Below are 22,639 nucleotides of genomic sequence, written 5' to 3'. Positions count from 1 at the left end.
AGAGATTTCATTTAATTCCTATTTTACTTTATTGGCTTTACTGGCCCAATAGGTGGCTAATGCGGGTCCTGAAATGTTATGCCATAAACTAAAAATCGCACTTGGCACCGCAGTAAGGGGTGATGCAGAAAAATGCACCGCAGCCAAAGCCACCCCTAAACCTGAGTTTTGCATACCCACTTCGATCGCTACTGCTTTACAGTCTGGATACGGTAATTCAAACAAACGGCTGGCCCAAAAACCCAGTAAATAGCCCAAGCCATTGTGTAGGGCCACAACGCCTAAAATCAATAAACCAGATTCTAAAATCTGAGCCTTACTGCCCCCAATAATGGCAGCCACAATGGCAACAATTGCGACCACTGAAATCAATGGCATCACTTGAATATAAGATTCTACTTTTGACTTCAGTATCGCCCGAATAATCAAACCCAGAATGATGGGGAACAATACGACTTGTAAAATCGAAATAAACATTGAGCTGGCATTAATTTCAATCCATTGACTGGCCAATAAATAGAAGATGGCCGGCGTCAGTAAAGGCGCAAGTAAAGTAGACACTGAAGTACAAGCGACTGACAAAGCGGTATTGCCTTTGGCCATATAGGTAATCACATTCGATGCAGTTCCCCCTGGACAACAGCCCACCAGAATCACCCCGATCGCGATTTCTGCAGGCAAGTTCATCATCTTGCACAACAGGTACGCTAGGCTCGGCATGACGATAAATTGTGCAGCAACCCCAATGAAGACAGCTTTGGGACTTTGCAAAACGCCTTTAAAGTCATCCACGGTCATGGTCATGCCCATACCCAGCATGATAATCCCGAGCAACCATGGAATATATGCCTTTAACCAGACAAAGAGATCAGGTGCAAGTAGCGCAATACCTGCAAATAAAATCACCCATAGGGCAAAAGTTTTTTGAATAAATTGTGTAAAGCGCAATAACGCTGACATGTCGATGTCCATATTGAATATGTTTGTAGGCATACCCTGCCATAAAAGCCTCGGCATTCACAATTCACCAAGTCATAAATGTTCGATCTAAACAGTCATCAAATAAATTTTTCTGGAATTTTAAAACTTTAACTGACTTGGAAATTTTGAATTACATCTTTGACATACAAGCGTTTTACCCCGGCTGCCAGCATGTCTTGCCATGCATGTTGCAAGGAACCATCCAGATCAATGCCTTTGGTAGCATCTGAAATCACATAAGCCTTAAAACCTAATTTACAGGCATCGATTGCCGTCCATGCCACACAAAAATCTGTGGCAATGCCCACGATAAAAACCGTATCAATGCCGCGTTCTTTTAAATAGCTGGCCAAGCCGGTGGCCGTTTTTTGATCTGCCTCAAAAAAGGCAGAATAACTATCAATATGTGCATGGAAACCTTTGCGGATAATCAATTGGGCAATGGGCAAGTTAAGGTCTGGATGCAGTTCGGCATCTGGCGTACCTTGAACGCAATGCGCGGGCCACAACACTTGAGTTCCATAATCCAGTTGAATCGTTTCAAAAGGCTGTTTGCCCGGATGATTTCCAGCAAATGAGACATGATTTTCCGGATGCCAATCTTGAGTAATCACAATATTTTCAAAATACTGCGCTAATCGGTTAATGTTCGGAATGATCTGATCCGCATGGGCCACGGCTAAGTTACCCCCTGGGGTAAAACCATTTTGTACATCCACCACAATCAAAGCTGTATTGTTTTGCATAATTCGCAGTCCATTCTTTGCATATTGTCATTTTGGTTAAGCATATAACAAAATAAATGGCAGTATTGAAGCTGGTTGCTAAAAATAAAATGACTGTGGATTTAAATCATAGAGAGACTTTGGCAAATTCGCGTCTATACAGAGTCAATACTCAGCATGTCCGATACTCAACATGATTCAAAGCATTGTGAAAGTTTTCGATTTATGTGTGAATGAAGAATCAAAATAAACTTTCAGTCAAAAAAATAGCCCGCAATCTGCGAGCTATTCTAGACATCAAAAATATTAAGCTGACGTCTGTAAGCGACGCACCAGAATCAACATAAATACGGCTGAAATCACAATACAGGGAATAGCTGCCGAGATTACTCCGGCTGCACCAAAACCTGCGGCAAGGAGCTGACCGGCAATTGTCGGCCCAAGCATTGCACCCACACGGCCCACAGCTGATGCCATGCCGACGCCTGTTGCACGTACTTCCGTTGGGTAAACAATACTACCGAAAGCATAAAGCACACCTTGGCAACCAATCACGAATGCTCCCACCAATGCCGAAGCCATATACATTTGTGTCAATGAACTTGCTGCATTCAAGCAGAATAAGCCGGCCAAAATACCACCATACATTAAGATAATGACATAGGCTTTTTTCCAGCGGTCAGTCAACATACCAAGAATAATAGTACCGACTGTTGCACTCATCATAAAGAAGAACTGTGCAGTACTGCCCTCTTTACGGCTAAAACCCAGTTCCATAAACAATGAAGGCAACCAGCTCAACATGATGTAAACCACCATCAGGGTGAAAAAATAGCTCACTGAAATGAGACAGGTGCGCATCACGTTCTGGCTATTGAATAAATCTTTAAAAGAACCTTGGGTGGCTACCGTAGTCGTTTCGGTATTATTTTGTGCTTTTAAGAACTCGCGTGATTCCGGCAGGAATTTAATCATGATCGGCAGCACAAAAATCGGTAGCAAACCACCTAAATAGAAAATGTTTTTCCAATTTGAACCAAAATCTAAACTCGCGATGTAGGACAGAATGGCTGCACCCACAGGCATACCGCAATACATTAAACCGACAGCACGACCGCGGTTTTCAGGTTTTACAGCTTCAGAAGCAAGGGTAATCAAGTTTGGCATTGCCGCACCTAGACCTGCACCCGCTAAAAAACGAACTAGTAAAAGGCTGTTAAAACTGTTGACCCATACGGTACATAAGGTAAATAAAGCAAATATTGCAACCGACCAAATTAGTACCTTTTTACGCCCAATACGGTCTGAATATCGTCCACCAATCAGCGCTCCAGGCAATAAACCCAGAATCCCTGCGCTAAAAAACACCCCCAACTGCGAACTATCTAAGCCAAAAGATTCACGAATACCGGCAGCTGCAATACCCGCAGCTTGAATATCTAGTCCCTCAATCACCGCAATTAAAAAACAAATTGCGACGGTAATGACGGAATGTCTGTTATCTGATCTTTCCATTGGAAAATCCTTGTGCAATCAGTGTCCGAAATAGAAGGTCATCATCTATGAGTCTGAAAAGTCACATAACTACCAATAAGTGGAATACTTTACAATTTATGTACAAAAACAGTGAGTATTTAACGTTTCCCACGAAACCGCAAATAGTCGCAAAAACACTTAATCAAGTTTTAAGCTGAGCAACAAAATGGACATTACAATAACGATTTCAATTCAAGATGGTCTGACTATATTAAAAGTACGGCAAATGAGTAATAGTTTTAAATGATTATTCCAGAAGTTTTTAATGATGATGTGTGTCATTTAAATTCCTGGTTCATATAGATTTAAAGTCTATGCTCATCCTTATTAAATCTTAAATCCTGATGTTTTTACCTGAAATTAACCATGTGCTTGGCTTGAAAGCAGTTTTATAGCCGCTTTAACGGCATTTTTCAGTTATAACAAATGGGCACGACAATGAGGCTGATCAAAATTTTAGTGAACCCAGATTTTTAAAACGTGACTTTTCTATTATTCAGTAAACTTTTCCATTGCTTTTCATAAAGTTTTTATAAGGTTTGGCTAAAGCATATTGTTCTTCATCGTTTGTTCGTTCATAATTTGCATAAGCATTATTCAATGACGCTTAATCGTAGTGAAATTGCTATAAATCAAAATACGCACCCATCCAAATTTACGTTTTTCTACCTCAGCCGGATGGACAAATAGGATATTTTTTCAAAATGACTCAGCAAGCACAGCTCATCCAAGGTTCAATTGTCGCAATCGTCACTCCGATGTTTGAAGATGGCAGCGTAGATTGGAAGGGTCTAGAAAAGCTCGTTGAGTGGCATATAGCACAAGGTACCAATAGTATCGTTGCTGTAGGCACAACTGGTGAAGCTTCGACCTTAAGCATGGCAGAACACACCAAAGTCATCGCTGAAATTATTCGTGTAGCCAACAAACGTATTCCGGTGATTGCAGGTACCGGTGCGAACTCGACCCATGAAGCGATTGAACTCACCAAAGAAGCCAAAGACCTGGGTGCCGATGCAGCGCTCCTTGTGACCCCTTATTATAACAAACCTACACAAGAAGGCTTATATCAGCATTATAAAGCAATTGCTGAAGCTGTTGATTTACCACAAATTCTTTATAACGTTCCGGGCCGTACCGGTGTCGACATGCTGAATGAGACAGTGATTCGCCTAGCCGACATCCCGCAAATTGTCGGGATCAAAGACGCGACTGGCGATGTCCCGCGTGGTCAAGAACTGATTCAAGGCTTACACGGTAAAGACATGACCGTTTACTCGGGTGATGACGCCACTGCATACCAATTGATGGGCTTCGGCGCACAAGGCAACATTTCTGTGACTGCCAATGTTGCACCTAAAGAAATGAGCCAAATGTGTGCTGCAGCACTTGCAGGAGATGCAGAACGTGCAGAAGCTTTAAACAATGAAGTTGCAAATTTACACAATATTCTATTTTGTGAATCTAACCCAATTCCTGTGAAATGGGCACTTCATGAAATGGGATTAATTGGTACCGGTATTCGCCTACCATTAACTCCTCTTGCAGAACAATATCGCACACCGCTACGTGAAGCACTGAACGCTTCTGGTGTCATTAAATAAAGAGCACAACACTATGCAATTACGTTTTGGTTTAACCCTTGCCCTTTCAGCATTCAGTTTAGTGGGTTGTAGTTCAATTGGAATCAGCAACGGTTCACTGGATTATAAAAATACTGCAACCTTTGAACCCCTGAAATATCCTGAAGGTTCAATGGTTCGACCTGCAACGCCATTGTATCCGTCTCCAATAGTTGAACCACTCGCAATTGAGCATGCGCCCCAGCTTGAAAATAAGTCTGGTAACCGTTTTGCTCTACCTCGCCCTGACAAAGCTCAGGCAAATGCGCCAACAGATCGCCAGGATGCCAGTACAAATGTCAGTCGTCCACAATTAGTACGTGATGGAAATCAAAATCCATTGCTCAAAATTGATGGAAATTCTGCTACAATTTGGCAGTACACACTTGCTACCCTCAGCAGCCTGAACCATACCATTGTTGGTCAAAGTAAAAATCGCTACGAAGTAACGATTAAGGTCGATCAGCAGATCTATGTATTAAGACTTGCATCTGTAGGAACAAGCAACAACATAGCTGTGTTCAATGCCGATAATAGCTTTGCAGACCAAGAAAAAGCTGCAGAACTATTAACCCAGATTTACCAAAATTGGCCAGCCTAGTCGTACTAGGCATTTTTTTTTGAAAAAGGTTCCCCCATGTTGAAACAAACCTTGCTCTATACTGGTAAAGCGAAATCTGTTTATGAAACAGACAGTGCAGATCACCTCATCCTAGTCTTCCGTGACGATGCATCTGCATTTAACGGCGAAAAAATCGAACAGCTGGATCGTAAAGGCAAGGTGAACAACCGTTTTAACGCCTTCATCATGGAAAAATTGGCTGCTGCTGGCATTGAAACTCACTTTGAAAAACTTCTTTCCCCTACTGAAGTTTTAGTGAAAAAATTAAAAATGGTTCCTGTTGAATGTGTTATTCGTAACTATGCAGCAGGTAGCTTGTGCCGTCGTTTAGGCGTGGAAGAAGGTAAAGAGCTTATTCCGCCTACATTCGAATTATTCTTCAAAGACGACGCACTTGGCGATCCAATGGTCAACGAATCTCAAGCCATTGCTTTGGGTTGGGCTACTGCTGAACAACTTGAACAAATGAAAGTATTGACTTATAAAGTCAACGACGTACTTAAAGATTTGTTTGACAAGGGCAACATGCTGCTTGTTGACTTCAAACTTGAATTTGGTATATTCCACGACCGCATCGTTTTGGGTGATGAATTCTCTCCAGATGGTTGCCGTCTATGGGACAAAGACACCAAGAAAAAACTCGACAAAGACCGTTTCCGTCAAGGTTTAGGTGGTGTGGTTGAAGCTTATGAAGAAGTGGCTGGCCGCCTAGGTATTGATCTTTCCGATATCTAATTATTCCTTAATTAAAAAACCGGATTTATAAATCCGGTTTTTTAATGCCTAGTATTTTATTTTTCCAATTATTTAATTTACTTTTCAAAGATAAAAAATAAGAATAACTCTATACGGAAATAATTTATGTATTTAATCATTCTATATTAGTTTTTGATAATCAAAATAAAATTTATTAATTCAAACTAGACTCAACACTATATTTATTTAAAATAAAATATTTTTTTAAATAAAATTCAATTAAATAAAATACTAAAATAATTAATTTTTTTATTCATAAAAAACCACATTTAAAAACATATATTTATTTTAAAACAATTCATTACATAATTATTTTCTCGCATGTTCATTATAATTTATTCTTACTTAAGAATAAGGACAGTATAAATTTTTCATTACTCAAAACTTATATTTATATCCAATTAATAATGATCTAGAAAAAACTAAAATAAGTTGAGGATTTTCTTATGAAAACACCTAGTTTTACCATTTTACTGCTTGCTGCACTATTAAGTGCATGTCATGACAGCGATAATGATTCTTCCAATTATAATCCGCCTCCTACCCCGATTCCTAATCCTGTTGAACCGCCCCCTTATGACATGAATGACATGAGTAATTATATTGCCGCAGGAAAATACGAGCAAAGATATAATAATTTGGTCGAAAACTGTGGTTCTGACTCAGCTCCGCAATATCAGTGTTCCGGACTGTTATTCAGGGGTATTCGTATCGCAGCTCAGCCGAAGCCTTGGGTCCACCGTCAAAAAGACATCGACAAAGGCACTGTATCTATGGCTTATATCCGCAAGGATCTGAATTTCAAGTTACCTGACGATACCTATCAGGCAGGTATGGTTGTCAGACCGGATTTTGAAGATGTAGCACCGACCCGCTGTGCATCGCCTACGGACATGAATACTGATGACCGAGTAGGTTCACTTAATAACTGTTTGAAGTCAGACGAGGTCCAATACGGTTCTACCGATTATACGGTAAAAGACTGTCAGGACTGGGGAATCGATACTCCACAAAAATGGCTGGATATATTTATACCAATCGCGCGGGCAACCAAAGAGAACGGCACTCTAGATCAGTTCCCGGGACAAACCTGTACTTTTACCATGGCTAAATCTGACCCGGCTAAATTTGCGACTCGGGCGACTTATTTTAGTCTGTTTGCTGCTATCAGAAAAGGTTTTCCAGTCGATTTACGTCCAGACTGGTGGAATGATGAGATTCTGGCAACTATCTGGGATGACTCAAAACCAACCACCGCACCTATAGAAGCTTTTTATTATAATTTGGGTAATCAAGCAGGTTTCGAAGCGGCTCAAACCTGGCAAAAAGCCTATTATGAGGATACCAAGATATATCTTCCTATTCTGGCAATTGACTTTAAGGTAGATGAGCCATCAAGTATTTACTACAGTGCACATGACCAGGTTGTATTTGATAATCTGTCCGACCTTGAAAAAATTAAAATCACCGCAGAATGGTTAACGCCAGACCCACCTGCGGAAAACTCAGCAGCGTTCGAGCTTGATAAAAAGACCTATCAGGAACTGCTCAAACCTTCTGCAGCAAGATGGACACTGGCTCAACAAGATGCCAATATCACCACACCGTATTTAGAAAAACGTTTTATCGGATTCAAGGATTACAAGCTCTATACCACTCAAGTTACTTCGCTGATCAATTATATGGTTAATTTTGAACAGCCAGTCGCAAATGAAATTAAGGCGAAATATAACCGTAAACGGCCATTTGTCTACTATAACAGTGAAATATGTACCCCTGAAGACCGCAGCTTCCTGTTGACGAATACCTCATATCCATCAGGCCATAGCTTAAGAGGATATCTGGTCGGCTACAGCTTGTCCGATGTAGACAATAGCAGAAGAAGTGAGTTTGAAAAGACTGCAGTTGATTATGCCAAGAGTCGCATAATCTGCCGGGTACACTGGTTAAGTGATACTGAAGCAAGTAAAGGCATCGCTTTAATGGCCATGAATATTTTAAAATACTCTCCTGAGTACTTGGGTAAAGTGCAAGCTGCCAAGCAGTCAATTCAATAATCTGTCTGGGAAATACTAAAACTCATCGAGCTTTAAATTTCCAAATGATGCTCCAAGGATTTAATCATCTTTGGGGCATTATTTTTATATTATAGAAATTACTCTGGTCCCGTTTTAAATCATTTTTATCAAACTCTGGATTTTTTAGATGATTAAACAATGGGATATAAAAAATATCATCCGGCAGATTGATATAATTATATTAAAGTTATAATTAAAATATGTGAGTTACTTATTTCTGCTATTTCAATTCATTATTTAGCTTAATATATGATTATTAAGATATTTTTATTAAGATATTTTAATAACTGAATTTTTAACAAATAAAAACAGAGCGATTAAAATAAAAGCCCGATCCCGGGCTTTTATTTACTGTTGTTGTTGCTGCTGCCAACGACGTTGTTGTAAGCGCTCAGCTTCTACTTCACGTTTATTCCGCGCTGATTCATACAGTTTTGTCCCTTTTAGTTCAGGTGGTAGGTATTCCTGCAGTACAAAATGCTCAGAATAGTTATGCGGATATAGATAATCCACGCCATAGCCCTGCTCTTTCATTAATTTGGTCGGTGCATTTCGTAGATGCAAGGGTACCGGTAAATTTGCAGTTTTTTCAGCTAAATCCAAAGCCTTATTAATTGCTAAATAGGTGCTGTTACTCTTGGCACTGGTGGCCAAATACACTGCACACTGTCCCAAAATAATCCGGCATTCTGGCATACCGACCGCTTGAACCGAACGGAAACATTCTCCTGCAAGCAGTAAGGCATTCGGATTCGAGTTACCAATATCTTCAGATGCTGCAATTAGCATACGACGCGCGATAAACACCGGATCTTCACCGCCTTTGAGCATGCGTGCCATCCAATATAACGTCGCATCTGGATCACTACCGCGGATTGACTTAATAAAAGCCGAAACCAGGTCGTAATGCTGCTCGCCTGATTTGTCATAACGGGCAATGTTCTGCTGCGCAACTTTCACCACAATGGCATTGGTAATGACGTTTTCATGCTCAGGTTCAAAAGTGCCGGCGATAAGATCGAGCAGGTTCAGTGCCTTACGCGCATCTCCCGCAGCAAATTGAATAAAGGCTTCATATTCTTCAATTTGAATAAATCGTTCTTTTAAAAAGATATCATTGTGTAATGCTTGATTTAACAAGGTTTGAATCGCGTCAGCATCTAAAGCATTCAGGCTATACACCTGACAACGTGACAACAAGGCACTATTGACTTCAAAAGAAGGGTTCTCTGTGGTAGCACCAATCAGCGTGATTTTGCCTTTTTCCACTGCATTCAATAAGGCATCTTGCTGTGACTTGTTAAAACGGTGGATTTCATCAATAAACACCACAGGTTTAAGTAAGTCTCCACTTTCCGCAATAATTTCGCGCAGCTCTTTCACGCCGGTATTCAAGGCAGATAAGCTGACAAAAGGTCGATCAACTGCTTGTGCAAGAAGCAAAGCTATGGTGGTTTTCCCGACTCCCGGAGGTCCCCAAAAAATAATCGAAGGTAAATGCCCTTGATCAATCATTTGGCGTAATGGTGCTTGATCACCCAATAAATGATCTTGACCAATAATTTCGGATAAATCACGGGGGCGAAGCCGTTCAGGAAGTGGAATATGACTATCTGACATCTTGTTATTTCTTGAGTGTGCTTAAAACAAGTCTACTATGTAATTTTAATATCGCGTATTTCAATTGAAATGTTTTACAAAAAAATCATACTGTTTTTTTAGAAACTGAGCACTATTGTTTATTGTTATTGTATATGTCATCTGAATTCACTTTTAAATACAATTCAATAGACTTGCTTTAATGATCAAGATCAAGAAATATTTTTTTAACAATATCTCTCTGGAAATATTGGTTGAAGGTATCGAACACTTGGAACAACTCGATGCATTGAAAGTATGTAATGGACCAGGCTTTTATTTTTATCATCCGATGCTACCCAAGGATGTCACTCAACTGTTACACCCTTTGAAGACAGCTCAATCTTAATTATTAATTTTGGTCTAAACAGCTCAAAAAATAGGAAATTATGCGATCAGTATTACTTGATTTAACCAGCAATATTTAAAGCTGATATCTGCATAGAATTTTTTTTAAAGTGCGTCTGCCCGTCAAATTAACGCACCCAACGAACAATATATTCTTCAATCTCTTCTTCATCGACTTCTACTTCGGAAATACAGCGCCCGGCTGCCGACTTTTTCGCCTTAATTACACTGTCACGCGTCCCCGTATTCAAATAATGCCAAGACGGTAATTTCTTGCCTTCTTTTAAGCGGTGGTAAGCACAACTCGGGGGCAGCCAATGAATCGTTTCGAGCTTTTCAAGCGTCAGTTGAATACAGTCAGGAACATAGTCAAGACGATCGGTATAATTACTGCAACGCGCTGTGTTGCAATCAAGAAGTTTGCATGACACCTTGGTATAAGCCACTTCGCCAAGTTCTTCATCTTCCAGTTTGATCAGACAACATAGACCGCAGCCATCACAAAGCGCCTCCCACTCAGTCGGATTAAGGTCAGCTAAAGAATATTTTTTCCAGAATTCCGGACGTAATTGTTCAGTCATAATTAAAAAACAAGAGAGCTTGAATATTATTATAACGTGTTCAAGTTCACATTGTGAGAATGTTATTTTTACTTTAAATCATATATTTATTGTCAAAGTGAACATTTTGCAAACACAAGCATAACAATTTTAGGAATATCTAGGCTCTATACTGAATCTACTTTGAAAACAACAACTCATGGAGAAAGATTATGTTTCGTTGGGCCATTATTTTTGCAGTAATTGCGCTGATTGCGAGTCTACTTGGTTTTGGTGGTGTCGCAGGCTTATCTAAAGATTTCGCGGTTATTTTACTGGTAATTGCGGTGATTCTAGCAATTGTTGGTTTTCTATCACGTGGAAAGGTGTAAAGACTTTCGCTAGTTAAAATTAAACCATGTTAAAAGAGCCTAAATGGGCTCTTTTTTCATATCCAGATTTCATCTTTTGTAGCGTTAAAATCTGAATCTAAACCTGAATTAATTGAGGAAAATTAGAGTCATTTTCATCCATTTAATTCAGGTCTTAATTTTAGAATAAACAATTAATCCCTTACCTATTTCTTTATGGTCTTAAGTGACGTGGTCTAAACCCGGTGGCCAGCAAACCAATGGCATAAGCTAAAACACCCACTACACATAACCCGATCACTTCAAATACACGAATCCATTGGGATACATCACCGTTATACCAGGTCAAGGCATACCACAGCGCAGCGATCATAATGGCATTGGCAATGGCAAACTGTAGGAAAAGTTTTTTCCAGTGTGCCCCAAAACGGAAAATATTGCGTTGGTGCAGATAAAAATACAGCATCCCGGCATTCACCAGCGCAGAACCTGAAGATGCCAAAGCCAAGGCCATATGTTCCGCTTCCCAATGAATCAGTTTAAAGAAGCCAATGAAGATCACGTTTAAAATTGCATTAGCTGCAACGGCCATTAAGCCGACACGTACGGGTGTCCGGGTATCTTGCTGTGCGTAAAAGCCCGGCGCAAAAACTTTAATCAGCATGAAGGAAATTACCCCGGCACTCATGCATTGCAAAGCCAATGCTGTCATCTGGGTATCTTCGAGGGTAAATTGTCCACGTTGAAACAACGCCTGAATGATGGGAGTGGATAACATAAACAAGGCTATGCTAGCGGGAATACCAACCAGCATAATCACTCGTGCAGCCCAATCAATCATGCCACGGAACTTGGACTGATCTTGCTCGGCATGACGTGCAGAAAGCGATGGCAGGATCACCGTACCAATCGCCACCCCAATTAAACCTAAAGGCAATTCGGTCATACGCTCGGCACTGTATAGCCATGACACTGAACCATCCTGCATAAAGGATGCCCAGATGGTGTTCAACAGTAAATTGATTTGTGTCACCGAAACCCCAAAAAGTGCCGGCAGCATCAGTTTCATGATGCGATCCACACCCTCGTGTTTAAAATCTACTTTTGGTGGAATCAGCAAATTTTTACGCCACAGCTCGGGGATTTGGATTACCAGTTGCAATACACCTGCAATCACGACCGCCCAACCCAAGGCCATAATCGGTTCAGCCATATACGGCGTTAACCACCATGCGCCGGCAATCATGGTGATATTCAGTAAAACTGGCGCAAATGCAGGAGTCGAAAATGATCCGTAACTGTTCAAGATACTGCTGGCAAAAGCAGTGAGCGACATAAATAATAAATATGGAATGGTCAGCCGGAACATGTCGGTTGCCAAAGCAAATTTTTCTGGATCACTATGGAAACCGGGTGCATAGATATACAAAATCGCAGGGGCTGCAATCATGGCAATAAATGTCAGTGCGGTCATAAAGGTCGCTAGACAACCAAATACCCGACTAATCAGAATTTGCACTTCAGCATGGGTTTTTGTAGTTTTATATTCGGTTAAAACCGGAATAAAGGCTTGTGAAAATGCTCCTTCGGCAAACAGCCGCCGAAAGAAATTCGGGATACGAAAGGCAACCACAAAGGTATCGAAATCTTTACCTGCACCAAACACATTCAGCAAAACCACATCTCGGACTAAACCTAAAACTCGAGACAACATGGTCATTGCACTGACAATAAAGGTCGACCGCCACAGCGCCATCGTTTCCACCCAGTATTAAAATAAGTCGCTATTGTAAAGAAACTTCACAGGAATTTCGTTGTTAAATCATAAAATCGAGCAATTATTAATCTGCTTTGTATTGTTGGATTAATGCTCTGGTTTTTGGCCAATCAAAATATGGCCCCGGATCGGTTTTCCGTCCAGGCGCAATATCGGAGTGCCCTGCCAGATGCTGCAATATTTTCGGATAGCTTGCCTGTAATGTCGCAATGACCTGTGCCAATATGCTGTACTGGACTTCTTCAAAAGGTTGGTCATCACTGCCTTCCAGTTCAATCCCAATAGAATAATCATTACATTCTTTTTGGGCTAAATAGCTTGAACGTCCTGCATGCCAGGCACGGTCATTAAAATTCACGAATTGTAAGACTTCACCGCTGCGCAAAATTAAAAGATGCGTCGACACCTGCATACCTTCAATGCTTTGAAAATAAGGATGCTTTGACCAGTCTAGCTGATTTTGAAAAAACTGTTCGATATAGCCGCCACCAAATTGCGAGGGTGGCAAACTGATGTTATGCACCACCACCAACTGAATTTCGGTGTGTTCAGGACGTTGATTATAGTTCGGGGATACTACTTGTCTTGCACCGATTAGCTGACCATCGATAACCTGAAAAGACGGTGCCTGTTGCATATTTCTATCCTGAATCTTATTAGTGTAAGTAGATGATTTTAGCCCAATCCTAAAACTTTAAGCTTAAAATCTCAAATTTCAAAGATAAAAAGCCCTGGAAAAAACATTTCTTTTAAATGAACAATGCTAATATAACGCGCAATTTTCATGGGTTAAAAAAGATACGGAATTCTAATGAGCATAACTCAATCTTTGTTGGAACACGCCATCCAGATCAATATTCAACAGGCCTTAGAAGAAGATATTGGCGAGGGTGATATCACCGCTTTATTGACCCCTGAAGATGAGCAAGCCACTGCCACCATCATCAGCCGTGAAGACATGGTGCTTGCTGGCCAACCGTGGGTAAATGCACTGATTCAGGCTTATGATGCAACGGTGCAAGTGACCTGGCTGAAAAATGACGGTGACCGTGTACAGGCCAATGAAGCCTTTTTAAAATTAGCCGGTTCTGCACGCAGCCTGCTCACCGTTGAACGCCCTGCGCTTAATTTTGTCCAAACGCTTTCTGCGGTTGCGACTAAAACAGCTGAATATGTCAAACAATTGGAAGGTTTAAACACCAAACTGTTAGATACCCGTAAAACCCTTCCCGGCTTACGGATTGCACAAAAATATGCCGTAGCGATTGGCGGCGGTCAAAACCATCGCCTCGGTTTGTTTGATGCCTTTTTAATTAAAGAAAACCACATTATGGCAGCGGGCGGCATTGCACAGGCGATTGCCAAAGCACACAACATTGCACCGGGCAAGGCTGTAGAAGTTGAAGTCGAAACTTGGGATGAACTGAATCAGGCTTTGCAAGCCCATGCCGATATCGTCATGCTGGATAATTTCAGTCAACAACAAATGATTAATGCGGTTCAACATGTTGCCGGTCGTTGCAAGCTGGAAGCTTCGGGCAACATCACCATCGAAAACTTACGTGAAGTGGCAACATCGGGTGTCGACTATATTTCGATGGGTGTTTTAACCAAAGATGTTAAAGCCATTGATTTATCGATGCGCTTTAATGCTTAACTCTGCTCGGTATCATTCTTCGGTTTAGATTTTAGTTTAGAAGTTAAAGCCTGAGTTTCACTATGGGATGTGTTCTGTTGCCAAGCTGATTGGACAGATTCTTGTTCTGAAGCTCTGGGGTCACTGGTCATCAGGACCATCGTCACGATGCATACAACTAGAATGATGATATTTAACATTCAATGCTCCTGTAAAAGTGAAGCACTATTCTAAGCACTGAATATGAACCTGATTTTAAGCAGGCGTTTCAAAAGGTGCTGCTCTTGCAGCCTTTTTGTATCAGGTCTTTTTGTATCACACCTTTGTATATTTAATTTTTGACTGATCCATAAAAAAACGCACCCCAAGGTGCGTTTTTCATTTTTAATTAAACAATATTTTTAATTAAACAACTTACCAGCCCAAAGCTTCCTGTTGTTTTTTAATCAATTCTTGAATGCCTTTTTCAGCCAATTCAAGCATCTCGTTACACTGTGCACGGGTAAATGGTTTGTCTTCGGCAGTACCTTGAAGCTCAATAAACTCCCCTGCTTGGGTCATTACCACATTTAAGTCAGTTTGGCAGTTTGAATCTTCTTCATAACACAGATCCAATAAAGCTTCATCTTGATACATCCCTACAGAAATCGCAGCGACCAAGCCCTTAAGCGGATCTTGCTTGATTTTCTTTTTCTCAAGCAATACATTCATTGCATCAATCAATGCAACAGCTGCGCCCGTAATAGATGCGGTACGTGTACCACCATCCGCCTGAATCACATCACAGTCGATGGTAATGGTATTTTCACCCAGTTTTTTCAAATCGACCATGGCACGCAAGCTACGACCAATTAAACGCTGAATCTCTTGAGTACGGCCACTCTGTTTACCACGAGCAGCTTCACGGTCACTCCGGGTGTGGGTTGAACGTGGCAACATACCATATTCAGCGGTTACCCAGCCCTGTCCCTTGCCTTTAAGGAAACGTGGTACTGAATTATCAATACTGGCAGTACAAAGAACTTTAGTATGACCAAATTCAATCAATACTGAACCTTCCGCATAACGCGTATAGTTACGGGTAATTTTTACATCACGTAATTGATCTAAAGTACGTTGGTCGATACGCATAATGGGTTCTCTTTTGGCTAAAATTCATTGCGGCTTAGTATAACAGAAGCCAGCTTGAAGGTTTTGCCAGGACACTGTCAATTGGCAAAACCCATAAAATCATTTTAACCGGGAGTTGAATGAAGCCCCTTATGCACAGTCTTAAATCTAGCTTAAAAGCTAAATAATGTTTTTAACTTTTGTTTGGATTGCACAGCCGATGCTGTCCAGGAATTTGGTAAAGAACATTTGGCTAGACGTACCCAAACGCTACCGAACTGTTTAAAGAAACTGGCTTCGTTATAGTTGATGCCATATTCTGCACACAAGGCACGAATTTTGGGCGCTGCTTCTGCATAACGATTGGCAGGCATATCCGGGAATAAATGGTGCTCAATTTGATGGCTCAAATTACCACTTAAAATATGCAACCATTCTGTTCCGGTAAAATTACTCGATCCGCGAATTTGGCGTAAATACCATTCAGCACGGGTTTCGGTTTCAGTATTATCCGGTTCAAAGGTTTCAGCATCTTCAGTGAAATGACCGTTGAAAATCACGGCTGATGCCCATAAACTACGAATCACATTGGCCACGGCGTTACCTGCAAATACCGGAATAGCATTTGGACCGGCAATCAGGGGGAAAAACACATAATCTTTGGCCACCTGACGAACTGCTTTTTTACGGAATTTCGCTGATTCGATCCAAACCTCTTTCCAGGTTTTGGTTTTATAGGCAATCACCTCTTCTAAATGTAAACCTTGTAGGCCTACATACCATTCAAAGAACACCATGAGTTGAATCGTTAAAGGAATATTGAATAAAAAGCGCGGTTCCCATTTTTGTGATTCGCTGACACGAATTAAACCATAACCGACATCGTGGTCTTTGCCGACAATATTGGTATAAGTATGGTGAATATAGTTATGCGTGTATTTCCAGTCATCGCCAGTCGCCATGGTATCCCAGTCATAATTGGCGCCATTTAGGTTGGGGTCATTGAGCCAGTCAAACTGACCATGCATCACGTTATGACCCAGTTCCATATTTTCAACGATTTTAGACAGACCTAATAAACCGGTGCCTAATAACCATACCGGTGGAATCCAGCCACCAAACATTAACATGCCGCGTGACGTGATTTCGCTATAACGGACAAAATCACGAATTTTATAAATGTATTGAGCATCTTGCTCGCCAATGCTGTCCATGATGTCACGGCGGATCGCATCGATTTTTTGCCCCAATTCAGCAATTTGTTCAGCACTCAAATGTTTTGATTTACTATTTTCTGGAAACTTAACTGACATATTCATTGTTTTTCTCCGAAGCGGAAATCAGGCACTGCTTTATTCAAAATGCGAGATGTCGCTTAAATGCCTAAATTATTGTATTTAGAGGTTGATCACGACCGGACTAACGGCTTGGTTAATACACAACTTAATTTGAGTATTACTATCGTGGTCGATTTCACCGGTCAGCAGATTTTTGGTAGAACCGCTGACTTTAGTACAGGTACAGGTATTGCAAATACCCATACGACAGCCATGTGCCGGCTTCAACCCTGCCTGTTCAGCACTTTCAAGTAAATTGGTTTTTGCTGCAAACTCTTGTTGTGCACGTAAGAATACTACCGGTTGTACAGTTGCATTTTCATCAACAACCACTTGAAAGTATTCCTGTTTTAGTTGATTAACAATACCCAGCTGTTGGTAAATCTGATTCAGGCTTTGCATCATGCCCTTAGCACCACAAGCATAACTTTGGCGTTGCCCGAAATCTGCAACTGTACTTTCAAGCAGTTCTACACTTAAATGTTGTTTCTGTACAAGTGTATTGAAATGATGATAATTGAACTGTGAATATTGTTCAGATAATTGCTGTAATTCGGTATGAAAAGCGTCATCACGGGTAAAATAAATCAAATCAATTTGGCTGACTTTTTGAGTAAGGGCCTGTTGCAATAGCGAATAAATCGCGGTGATGCCACTTCCTGACGCCAGTAATAGAATAGAATCTTGAGATGAACTTAAGCTGAAATCGCCCTGAACTTGGGAAATTTCCACCACGCTGCCCACAGCCAAATGAGTTAAGGCATTGGAAACTTTACCCTGACGTTTCACCGCAATCACGATGTTGCCGGTCTCGGTAATTTTCACAATTGAATAACTGCGTTGCTGACGAACACCTGCAATCACTAAAGTCACTAAAATACTGTGTCCAGCACGAAATGCTTTTGCCTGAAAGTTATGATTGGGCTGCAACTGAATTTGATAAAAGTCTTCACTCAATATCTGTACATCGACAATACTGGCTTTAACTTTTTTCCATGCCCAAACAGGATTCACTTTTTCAGCAATAAAATCGACGAAATCTTCTCGGATCCATTGCGGTTGGTACTGCATCATATGACTCATAGGAAGTTCCTCTTTTTTATTACTGGTTATTTATTTGAGTGAACAGATGTTCTTGTAGTGAACACTTGTACACTATAATTATTTTTTGATTCAGTCAACACATGTTCACTGACATTCGTCGTTTAATGTGTTTTTTTTTGATAGACTTCATGCAGAATTTTTTTTAGGGTAGTCGAATGTCGATCCGGGATGAGCGTAAACAACAAAGCCGCCAAGCACTTTTGGATGCTGCGCTTGCTTTAACCACATCTGGACGTTCTTTCAGCAGTATCAGTTTGCGTGAAATCGCCCGTCATGTAGGTCTCGTACCGACTGCATTCTATCGCCACTTTCAAGACATGAATGAACTTGGGCTGGAATTGGTCGATCAGGTGGCCCTGCATTTGAAAGGCATTTTGCATCAGCTTGGACAAGCCTATATTTATCAACCGAATACCCAAGCGAAAATTAGCCTGGACCTGTTTTTCCAGGCGGTTGAGCATAATCCTGAACCGTGGGTCTTTATGATTGCCGAACGTTGGGGTGGATCAGAAGTGATTCGTCAGGCCATTGCCCGGGAAATTAATTTTTTAATTGAAGATTTGGCCAATGATTTATGCAAAATGGAAACGGTACAGCACATCCGCAATGTACAAGACCTGCAGGTAATTTCGAATATTTTAATTAATTTATCCTTTACCTGGGCAATGACCTGGATGGATATCAATCGTCACTATCAGGCGGAAGAACGAACAGAACAACAAACCCAATTTAAGCTGCAAACCATTACCCAGGTGCATGTGATTTTCCGTGGCATCTCGAACTGGGATACGTCAAAGACAATCGCTGAGTAATTCAATATAGATCAGAGATTAAACAAACCCGCAATGATTGCGGGTTTTTTAGCGCATAAAACTTATTTCGCTTTACGCTCTTTTTCCACCAAATAACTCACCACTTGAGTCACTTTAGCATCTTCACCTTGAACCACATATTTACCATTCACCACCACCGCAGGCACCCCGGTAAGTTGATATTGCTGTGCCAGTTTATTCGATTGCGCCACTTTTGAGGTAATCGCAAATGAATTAAACATGCTGTTGAATTTTGCTTCAGGGATACCATATTTCACAAAGAATTTTGCTTGTGATTTCTGGTCAAAAATCTGTTGACCACCGGCATGAATCGCATGGAATAAAGGCAAGTGAGTTCTCTTACGAACACCCAATGCTTCAGATACATAATAACCACGCGCACCTTGTTCCCAGACTGGATTCATCGAAGCAGGTGTGCGCACAAAGTTGACATCTTTAGGAATTTTTTTCAGCCAAGCCTGCATGTGCGGCTCTAATTTAAAGCAGTGTGGGCAGCCGTACCAAAAGAACTCACGTACTTCAATTTTTCCAGGAACTTCAACTTTACCCGGCTTGGCAACCACGGTGTAATCTTTACCCGCGACAAAATTGGCAGCCATTGCCGTACCTGAACAGGCAAAAATAGCAGTAGCAAGACTACCTAAAAGGAATTTTTTCATTGAACTTATTGTCCTCTAAATCGTTATGATTAATTTATGCGATCACTATAAATCAATTATGCCGAATTCGTTTTCATTCTGTGAACTTTTTTACAGCTTTTATCGCTTTTTTGAGAATAAACGCTACACTAAGCGCCTATAACTTTTTTTAAAATATAACGACTTGATTGAGGTGATACCGATGTCGCAATTGAATGTTGATCCACAAGAAATTGCCAAATTTGAAGCGTTCGCAGCCATATGGTGGGATCAGCATTCTGAGTTCCGTCCACTGCATCAGATTAACCCTTTACGCTTAAATTGGATTGATGAACATTCAGCTGGCATTAGTGGTAAAAAAATCCTTGATGTCGGCTGCGGTGGCGGGATCTTGTCGGAAAGCATGGCACGTCGCGGTGCAAATGTTTTGGGCATCGACATGGGTGAAGCACCCTTAAATGTGGCGCGTATCCATGCAGAGCAAGAAGGCGTTGAAAATATTGAATATCGCCAGGTTCCAGTAGAACAGTTGGCAGAAGAACACGCCGGACAATATGACGTGGTCACGTGTATGGAAATGCTTGAGCATGTACCCGATCCGGCATCGATTATTCAGGCTTGCCAGAAGCTGGTCAAACCGGGTGGTCATGTGTTCTTCTCGACCATTAACCGTAATCCAAAATCTTATTTGTTCGCGATTATTGGCGCAGAATATGTACTGCGGATGCTGGCCAAAGGCACACATGATTATCATAAATTCATCAAGCCTTCTGAACTTGCGCATGACATCCGTAGTGCCGGCTTAAAACTCAAAGACATGACCGGTTTGCATTTCAACCCGATCACCAAACGCTACTGGCTGGCACCGAATGTCGATGTGAACTACATGGTTTACACCGTAAAAGAAGGTGCTGAATGAAAGCGGTACTGTTTGACCTGGATGGCACCTTGATTGACACCGCTGCTGACTTTATTCGCATTATTCAGGACATGTGCCGCGATAAACAGTGTGAAATCGTGGCGGCTGATCTGATTCGCACCCAGGTCTCTGAAGGCGCACGTGCTATGGTGAAACTGGTCTATCCGGAATTGGATGTTGAAGATCCGGTTTTCCTTGCCCATCGGCAACGTTTTTTAGACCTGTATGGTGAAGATATTGCAGTCGATACCGACCTGTTCGAAGGCATGTATCCGCTGCTTGAGGAACTGGAAAGTCAGGATATTCTGTGGGGCATTGTCACCAATAAGCCGCGCTGGCTAAGCGAATCCTTGCTTAAAGCACTCAATTTGACTGAGCGCTGTGCGGTTCTGGTATGTCCTGAAGATGTCAGCAAAACCAAACCCGATCCTGAACCGATGTATCTGGCAGCCAAGCAAATTCAGGTTCAGCCTGAAGACTGTATTTATGTCGGCGATCATCCACGTGATATTGATGCCGGCCGTCATGCGCATATGTATACTATCTTGGCGGGTTATGGTTATTTACCATTGCAACACAAAGATGACTTAACAGCATGGCAAGCGGATTGTATAGTCAACACAGTTGCCGAATTGCAACAAGTAATTAATCGGTTGGTCTCATCAACGCAACATAATAATTCTCTGATTTCATAACGACATAACAATATATAAACGAGGAGGTATGCAATGAAATATTCAGAATATCACCCTCGCCCCGATCTGTTAAAAGATCGCATTATCCTGATTACAGGTGCGGGCGATGGTATTGGTCGTGCAGCTGCAATTAGCTATGCCCTGCATGGGGCAACAGTCGTACTGCATGGACGCACCCTCAATAAGCTTGAAGTCATTTATGATGAAATTGAAAGCCTGGGTGCGCCGCAACCGGCTATTCTACCTTTGCAGCTCTCTAGCGCCTCTCCTCGAGACTATGAGTTACTAGTCGATACTTTAGATAAACAGTTTGGTCGTTTAGACGGTATTTTGCACAATGCCGGTATTTTGGGTGAACGCACAGAACTTGCCCATTATCCGATCGATGTCTGGGATGATGTGATGGCAGTGAATCTGCGCGCACCCTTTATCCTGACTCAGGAACTACTGCCGCTGCTTGCCAAATCTGAACATGCATCAGTAGTTTTTGCCAGTTCTGGTGTAGGCCGGGAAGCACGTGAACGTTGGGGAGCATACTCAGTTTCTAAAATTGCCATTGAAGCGGTGAATCAGATTTATGCCAAAGAAAACGTCTATCCAAATGTACGATTCAACTGTATTAATCCGGGAGCAACACGTACTGCAATGCGTGCAAAAGCCTATCCAGATGAAGACCCAATAACCTTGGCAACACCTGAGATGATCATGCCGGCTTATCTGTATTTAATGGGTGACGACAGCTTGCATATGAATGGTCAAAGTATTGATGCGCAGGACTAACTCTTAAAAAGATTAAAAAGATTAAAAAGGGAGACATGCTCCCTTTTTTATTGATGCTTGTTTCAGAAAAAAATTCCCATAGCACAAAAGAATTATAAATCGTATTTTTGAATTAAATTAAAAATAATATTCGATTTTTAAAATCAATAAAATAAGCCTAGGCTCAATCTCATTGAAGAACATATATATGAGGAACAGCTAATGGCTGATAAGAAACGTAAAATTGAAACGATTCGTCGTATTAAGAACTTAAAGCTTTCAAATACATTGATTACTGGTATGAATGATGTGCAACAAGCGGAAACTATTGCAGAGGCTGTCAGTTTACTTCAAGACCTTACTGAGCAATGGAATTAAAGCCATTTATTGAACAGTCGCCATAGGGCTGTTCAGCCTTTTGGCAGCATAATTTTGAATAAATAAAATCTATTATCAAAAAATTGATACAAATTTTTTATCAATGCATTGTTTTTTAGGATTTAATATCGACTATACAATTTCTAAAGATTTTTAAATCGTGAGATATTTCTGCATAGTATCCTTATTATCTCTGCAGTTTTTAATAAATGAGTGATTTATCTTCACAGTTTCTCT

At 41.1% G+C, this 22,639-nt stretch carries 22 protein-coding genes; 11 read left to right on the top strand and 11 right to left on the bottom strand.

All coding sequences use genetic code 11. The annotated features are described in order from the left end of the window. Positions 1-18: 18 nt before the first annotated feature. The 3 genes from ACKI4H_RS07985 to mhpT form a co-directional block, all read right to left on the bottom strand. Entirely contained in the window at positions 19-960 is a 942-nt protein-coding gene (locus ACKI4H_RS07985; protein WP_407304949.1) for a bile acid:sodium symporter family protein, read from the bottom strand. Positions 961-1,088: 128 nt separating this feature from the next. Next, positions 1,089-1,727: a bifunctional nicotinamidase/pyrazinamidase gene (gene pncA / locus ACKI4H_RS07980; protein WP_407304948.1), complete on the bottom strand. Its 639-nt coding sequence runs from the start codon at positions 1,725-1,727 to the stop codon at positions 1,089-1,091. Between the two features lie 285 nt (positions 1,728-2,012). Next, positions 2,013-3,221 (bottom strand): 3-(3-hydroxy-phenyl)propionate transporter MhpT, encoded by a 1,209-nt coding sequence (gene mhpT / locus ACKI4H_RS07975; protein WP_407304946.1) that lies wholly within the window; start codon positions 3,219-3,221, stop codon positions 2,013-2,015. 725 nt (positions 3,222-3,946) lie between these two features. On the opposite strand from mhpT, the gene dapA reads away from it, so the two are divergent. The 4 genes from dapA (at position 3,947) to ACKI4H_RS07955 (ending at position 8,299) form a co-directional block, all read left to right on the top strand. Further along, positions 3,947-4,846: a 4-hydroxy-tetrahydrodipicolinate synthase gene (gene dapA, locus ACKI4H_RS07970; RefSeq protein WP_407304945.1), complete on the top strand. Its 900-nt coding sequence runs from the start codon at positions 3,947-3,949 to the stop codon at positions 4,844-4,846. Between the two features lie 13 nt (positions 4,847-4,859). After that, a complete protein-coding gene (locus tag ACKI4H_RS07965) occupies positions 4,860-5,465 on the top strand; it encodes a lipoprotein-34 precursor (NlpB) (protein WP_407304944.1) in 606 nt (201 codons plus the stop codon). Positions 5,466-5,501: 36 nt separating this feature from the next. Beyond that, positions 5,502-6,221 carry a phosphoribosylaminoimidazolesuccinocarboxamide synthase gene (purC, locus tag ACKI4H_RS07960; protein ID WP_407304943.1) on the top strand — a complete coding sequence of 240 codons (720 nt, stop codon included), beginning with the start codon at positions 5,502-5,504 and terminating at the stop codon, positions 6,219-6,221. Positions 6,222-6,688: 467 nt separating this feature from the next. After that, positions 6,689-8,299, top strand: a complete 1,611-nt coding sequence (locus ACKI4H_RS07955; RefSeq protein WP_407304942.1) for a phosphatase PAP2 family protein — start codon at positions 6,689-6,691, stop codon at positions 8,297-8,299. A 369-nt stretch (positions 8,300-8,668) separates the two neighbouring features. On the opposite strand, the gene ACKI4H_RS07950 is transcribed toward ACKI4H_RS07955, so the two are convergent. After that, positions 8,669-9,940: a replication-associated recombination protein A gene (locus ACKI4H_RS07950; RefSeq protein WP_407304941.1), complete on the bottom strand. Its 1,272-nt coding sequence runs from the start codon at positions 9,938-9,940 to the stop codon at positions 8,669-8,671. A gap of 494 nt (positions 9,941-10,434) precedes the next feature. After that, positions 10,435-10,887, bottom strand: coding sequence for a YcgN family cysteine cluster protein (locus tag ACKI4H_RS07945; RefSeq protein ID WP_407304940.1), 453 nt, complete (start codon positions 10,885-10,887; stop codon positions 10,435-10,437). Between the two features lie 191 nt (positions 10,888-11,078). Here ACKI4H_RS07945 and ACKI4H_RS07940 point away from each other — a divergent pair, with 191 nt between their 5' ends. After that, complete coding sequence (locus tag ACKI4H_RS07940) at positions 11,079-11,237, top strand: DUF1328 domain-containing protein (protein WP_005006601.1); 159 nt, start codon at positions 11,079-11,081, stop codon at positions 11,235-11,237. Positions 11,238-11,430: 193 nt separating this feature from the next. Here ACKI4H_RS07940 and murJ read toward each other — a convergent pair whose 3' ends face one another. Beyond that, positions 11,431-12,981, bottom strand: coding sequence for a murein biosynthesis integral membrane protein MurJ (gene murJ / locus ACKI4H_RS07935; RefSeq protein WP_407304938.1), 1,551 nt, complete (start codon positions 12,979-12,981; stop codon positions 11,431-11,433). A gap of 76 nt (positions 12,982-13,057) precedes the next feature. After that, positions 13,058-13,630: a 1,6-anhydro-N-acetylmuramyl-L-alanine amidase AmpD gene (ampD, locus tag ACKI4H_RS07930; RefSeq protein ID WP_407304936.1), complete on the bottom strand. Its 573-nt coding sequence runs from the start codon at positions 13,628-13,630 to the stop codon at positions 13,058-13,060. Between the two features lie 174 nt (positions 13,631-13,804). Between ampD and nadC the strand changes: the two genes are divergently transcribed. After that, on the top strand, positions 13,805-14,650 hold the full coding sequence (gene nadC / locus ACKI4H_RS07925) for a carboxylating nicotinate-nucleotide diphosphorylase (RefSeq protein WP_407304934.1): 846 nt from the start codon (positions 13,805-13,807) through the stop codon (positions 14,648-14,650). A gap of 393 nt (positions 14,651-15,043) precedes the next feature. On the opposite strand, the gene rph is transcribed toward nadC, so the two are convergent. From rph to ACKI4H_RS07910, 3 genes are all read right to left on the bottom strand, one after another. Next, positions 15,044-15,760, bottom strand: coding sequence for a ribonuclease PH (gene rph / locus ACKI4H_RS07920; protein ID WP_284067522.1), 717 nt, complete (start codon positions 15,758-15,760; stop codon positions 15,044-15,046). Between the two features lie 152 nt (positions 15,761-15,912). After that, the gene (locus ACKI4H_RS07915) at positions 15,913-17,058 is read right to left on the bottom strand and encodes a fatty acid desaturase family protein (RefSeq protein WP_407304931.1); all 1,146 of its coding nucleotides are present in this window, start codon (positions 17,056-17,058) and stop codon (positions 15,913-15,915) included. Between the two features lie 78 nt (positions 17,059-17,136). After that, entirely contained in the window at positions 17,137-18,159 is a 1,023-nt protein-coding gene (locus tag ACKI4H_RS07910) for a ferredoxin reductase (protein WP_407304929.1), read from the bottom strand. Between the two features lie 176 nt (positions 18,160-18,335). On the opposite strand from ACKI4H_RS07910, the gene ACKI4H_RS07905 reads away from it, so the two are divergent. Further along, positions 18,336-18,992 (top strand): TetR family transcriptional regulator, encoded by a 657-nt coding sequence (locus ACKI4H_RS07905; RefSeq protein ID WP_407304928.1) that lies wholly within the window; start codon positions 18,336-18,338, stop codon positions 18,990-18,992. Positions 18,993-19,054: 62 nt separating this feature from the next. Here the strand turns inward: ACKI4H_RS07905 and ACKI4H_RS07900 are convergent, their stop codons facing one another. Next, entirely contained in the window at positions 19,055-19,672 is a 618-nt protein-coding gene (locus ACKI4H_RS07900) for a thiol:disulfide interchange protein DsbA/DsbL (protein ID WP_407304927.1), read from the bottom strand. 181 nt (positions 19,673-19,853) lie between these two features. On the opposite strand from ACKI4H_RS07900, the gene ubiG reads away from it, so the two are divergent. The 4 genes from ubiG (at position 19,854) to ACKI4H_RS07880 (ending at position 22,402) form a co-directional block, all read left to right on the top strand. Beyond that, positions 19,854-20,570: a bifunctional 2-polyprenyl-6-hydroxyphenol methylase/3-demethylubiquinol 3-O-methyltransferase UbiG gene (gene ubiG, locus ACKI4H_RS07895; protein WP_407304926.1), complete on the top strand. Its 717-nt coding sequence runs from the start codon at positions 19,854-19,856 to the stop codon at positions 20,568-20,570. Continuing rightward, positions 20,567-21,265 (top strand): HAD family hydrolase, encoded by a 699-nt coding sequence (locus tag ACKI4H_RS07890; protein WP_407304925.1) that lies wholly within the window; start codon positions 20,567-20,569, stop codon positions 21,263-21,265. Before ubiG ends, ACKI4H_RS07890 begins: the two co-directional genes overlap by 4 nt. Positions 21,266-21,298: 33 nt before the next feature. Continuing rightward, positions 21,299-22,045 (top strand): YciK family oxidoreductase, encoded by a 747-nt coding sequence (locus ACKI4H_RS07885; protein WP_407304924.1) that lies wholly within the window; start codon positions 21,299-21,301, stop codon positions 22,043-22,045. A 201-nt stretch (positions 22,046-22,246) separates the two neighbouring features. Further along, positions 22,247-22,402 carry a hypothetical protein gene (locus ACKI4H_RS07880; RefSeq protein WP_407304922.1) on the top strand — a complete coding sequence of 52 codons (156 nt, stop codon included), beginning with the start codon at positions 22,247-22,249 and terminating at the stop codon, positions 22,400-22,402. The last annotated feature ends 237 nt before the right edge of the window (positions 22,403-22,639 follow it).

It is taken from the genome of Acinetobacter sp. (assembly GCF_045628685.1).
In the GTDB taxonomy this organism is placed as follows: Bacteria; Pseudomonadota; Gammaproteobacteria; order Pseudomonadales; family Moraxellaceae; genus Acinetobacter.
The sequence above is the reverse complement of the archived record's forward strand: the minus strand, read 5'-3'. Positions and strand labels throughout refer to the sequence as shown.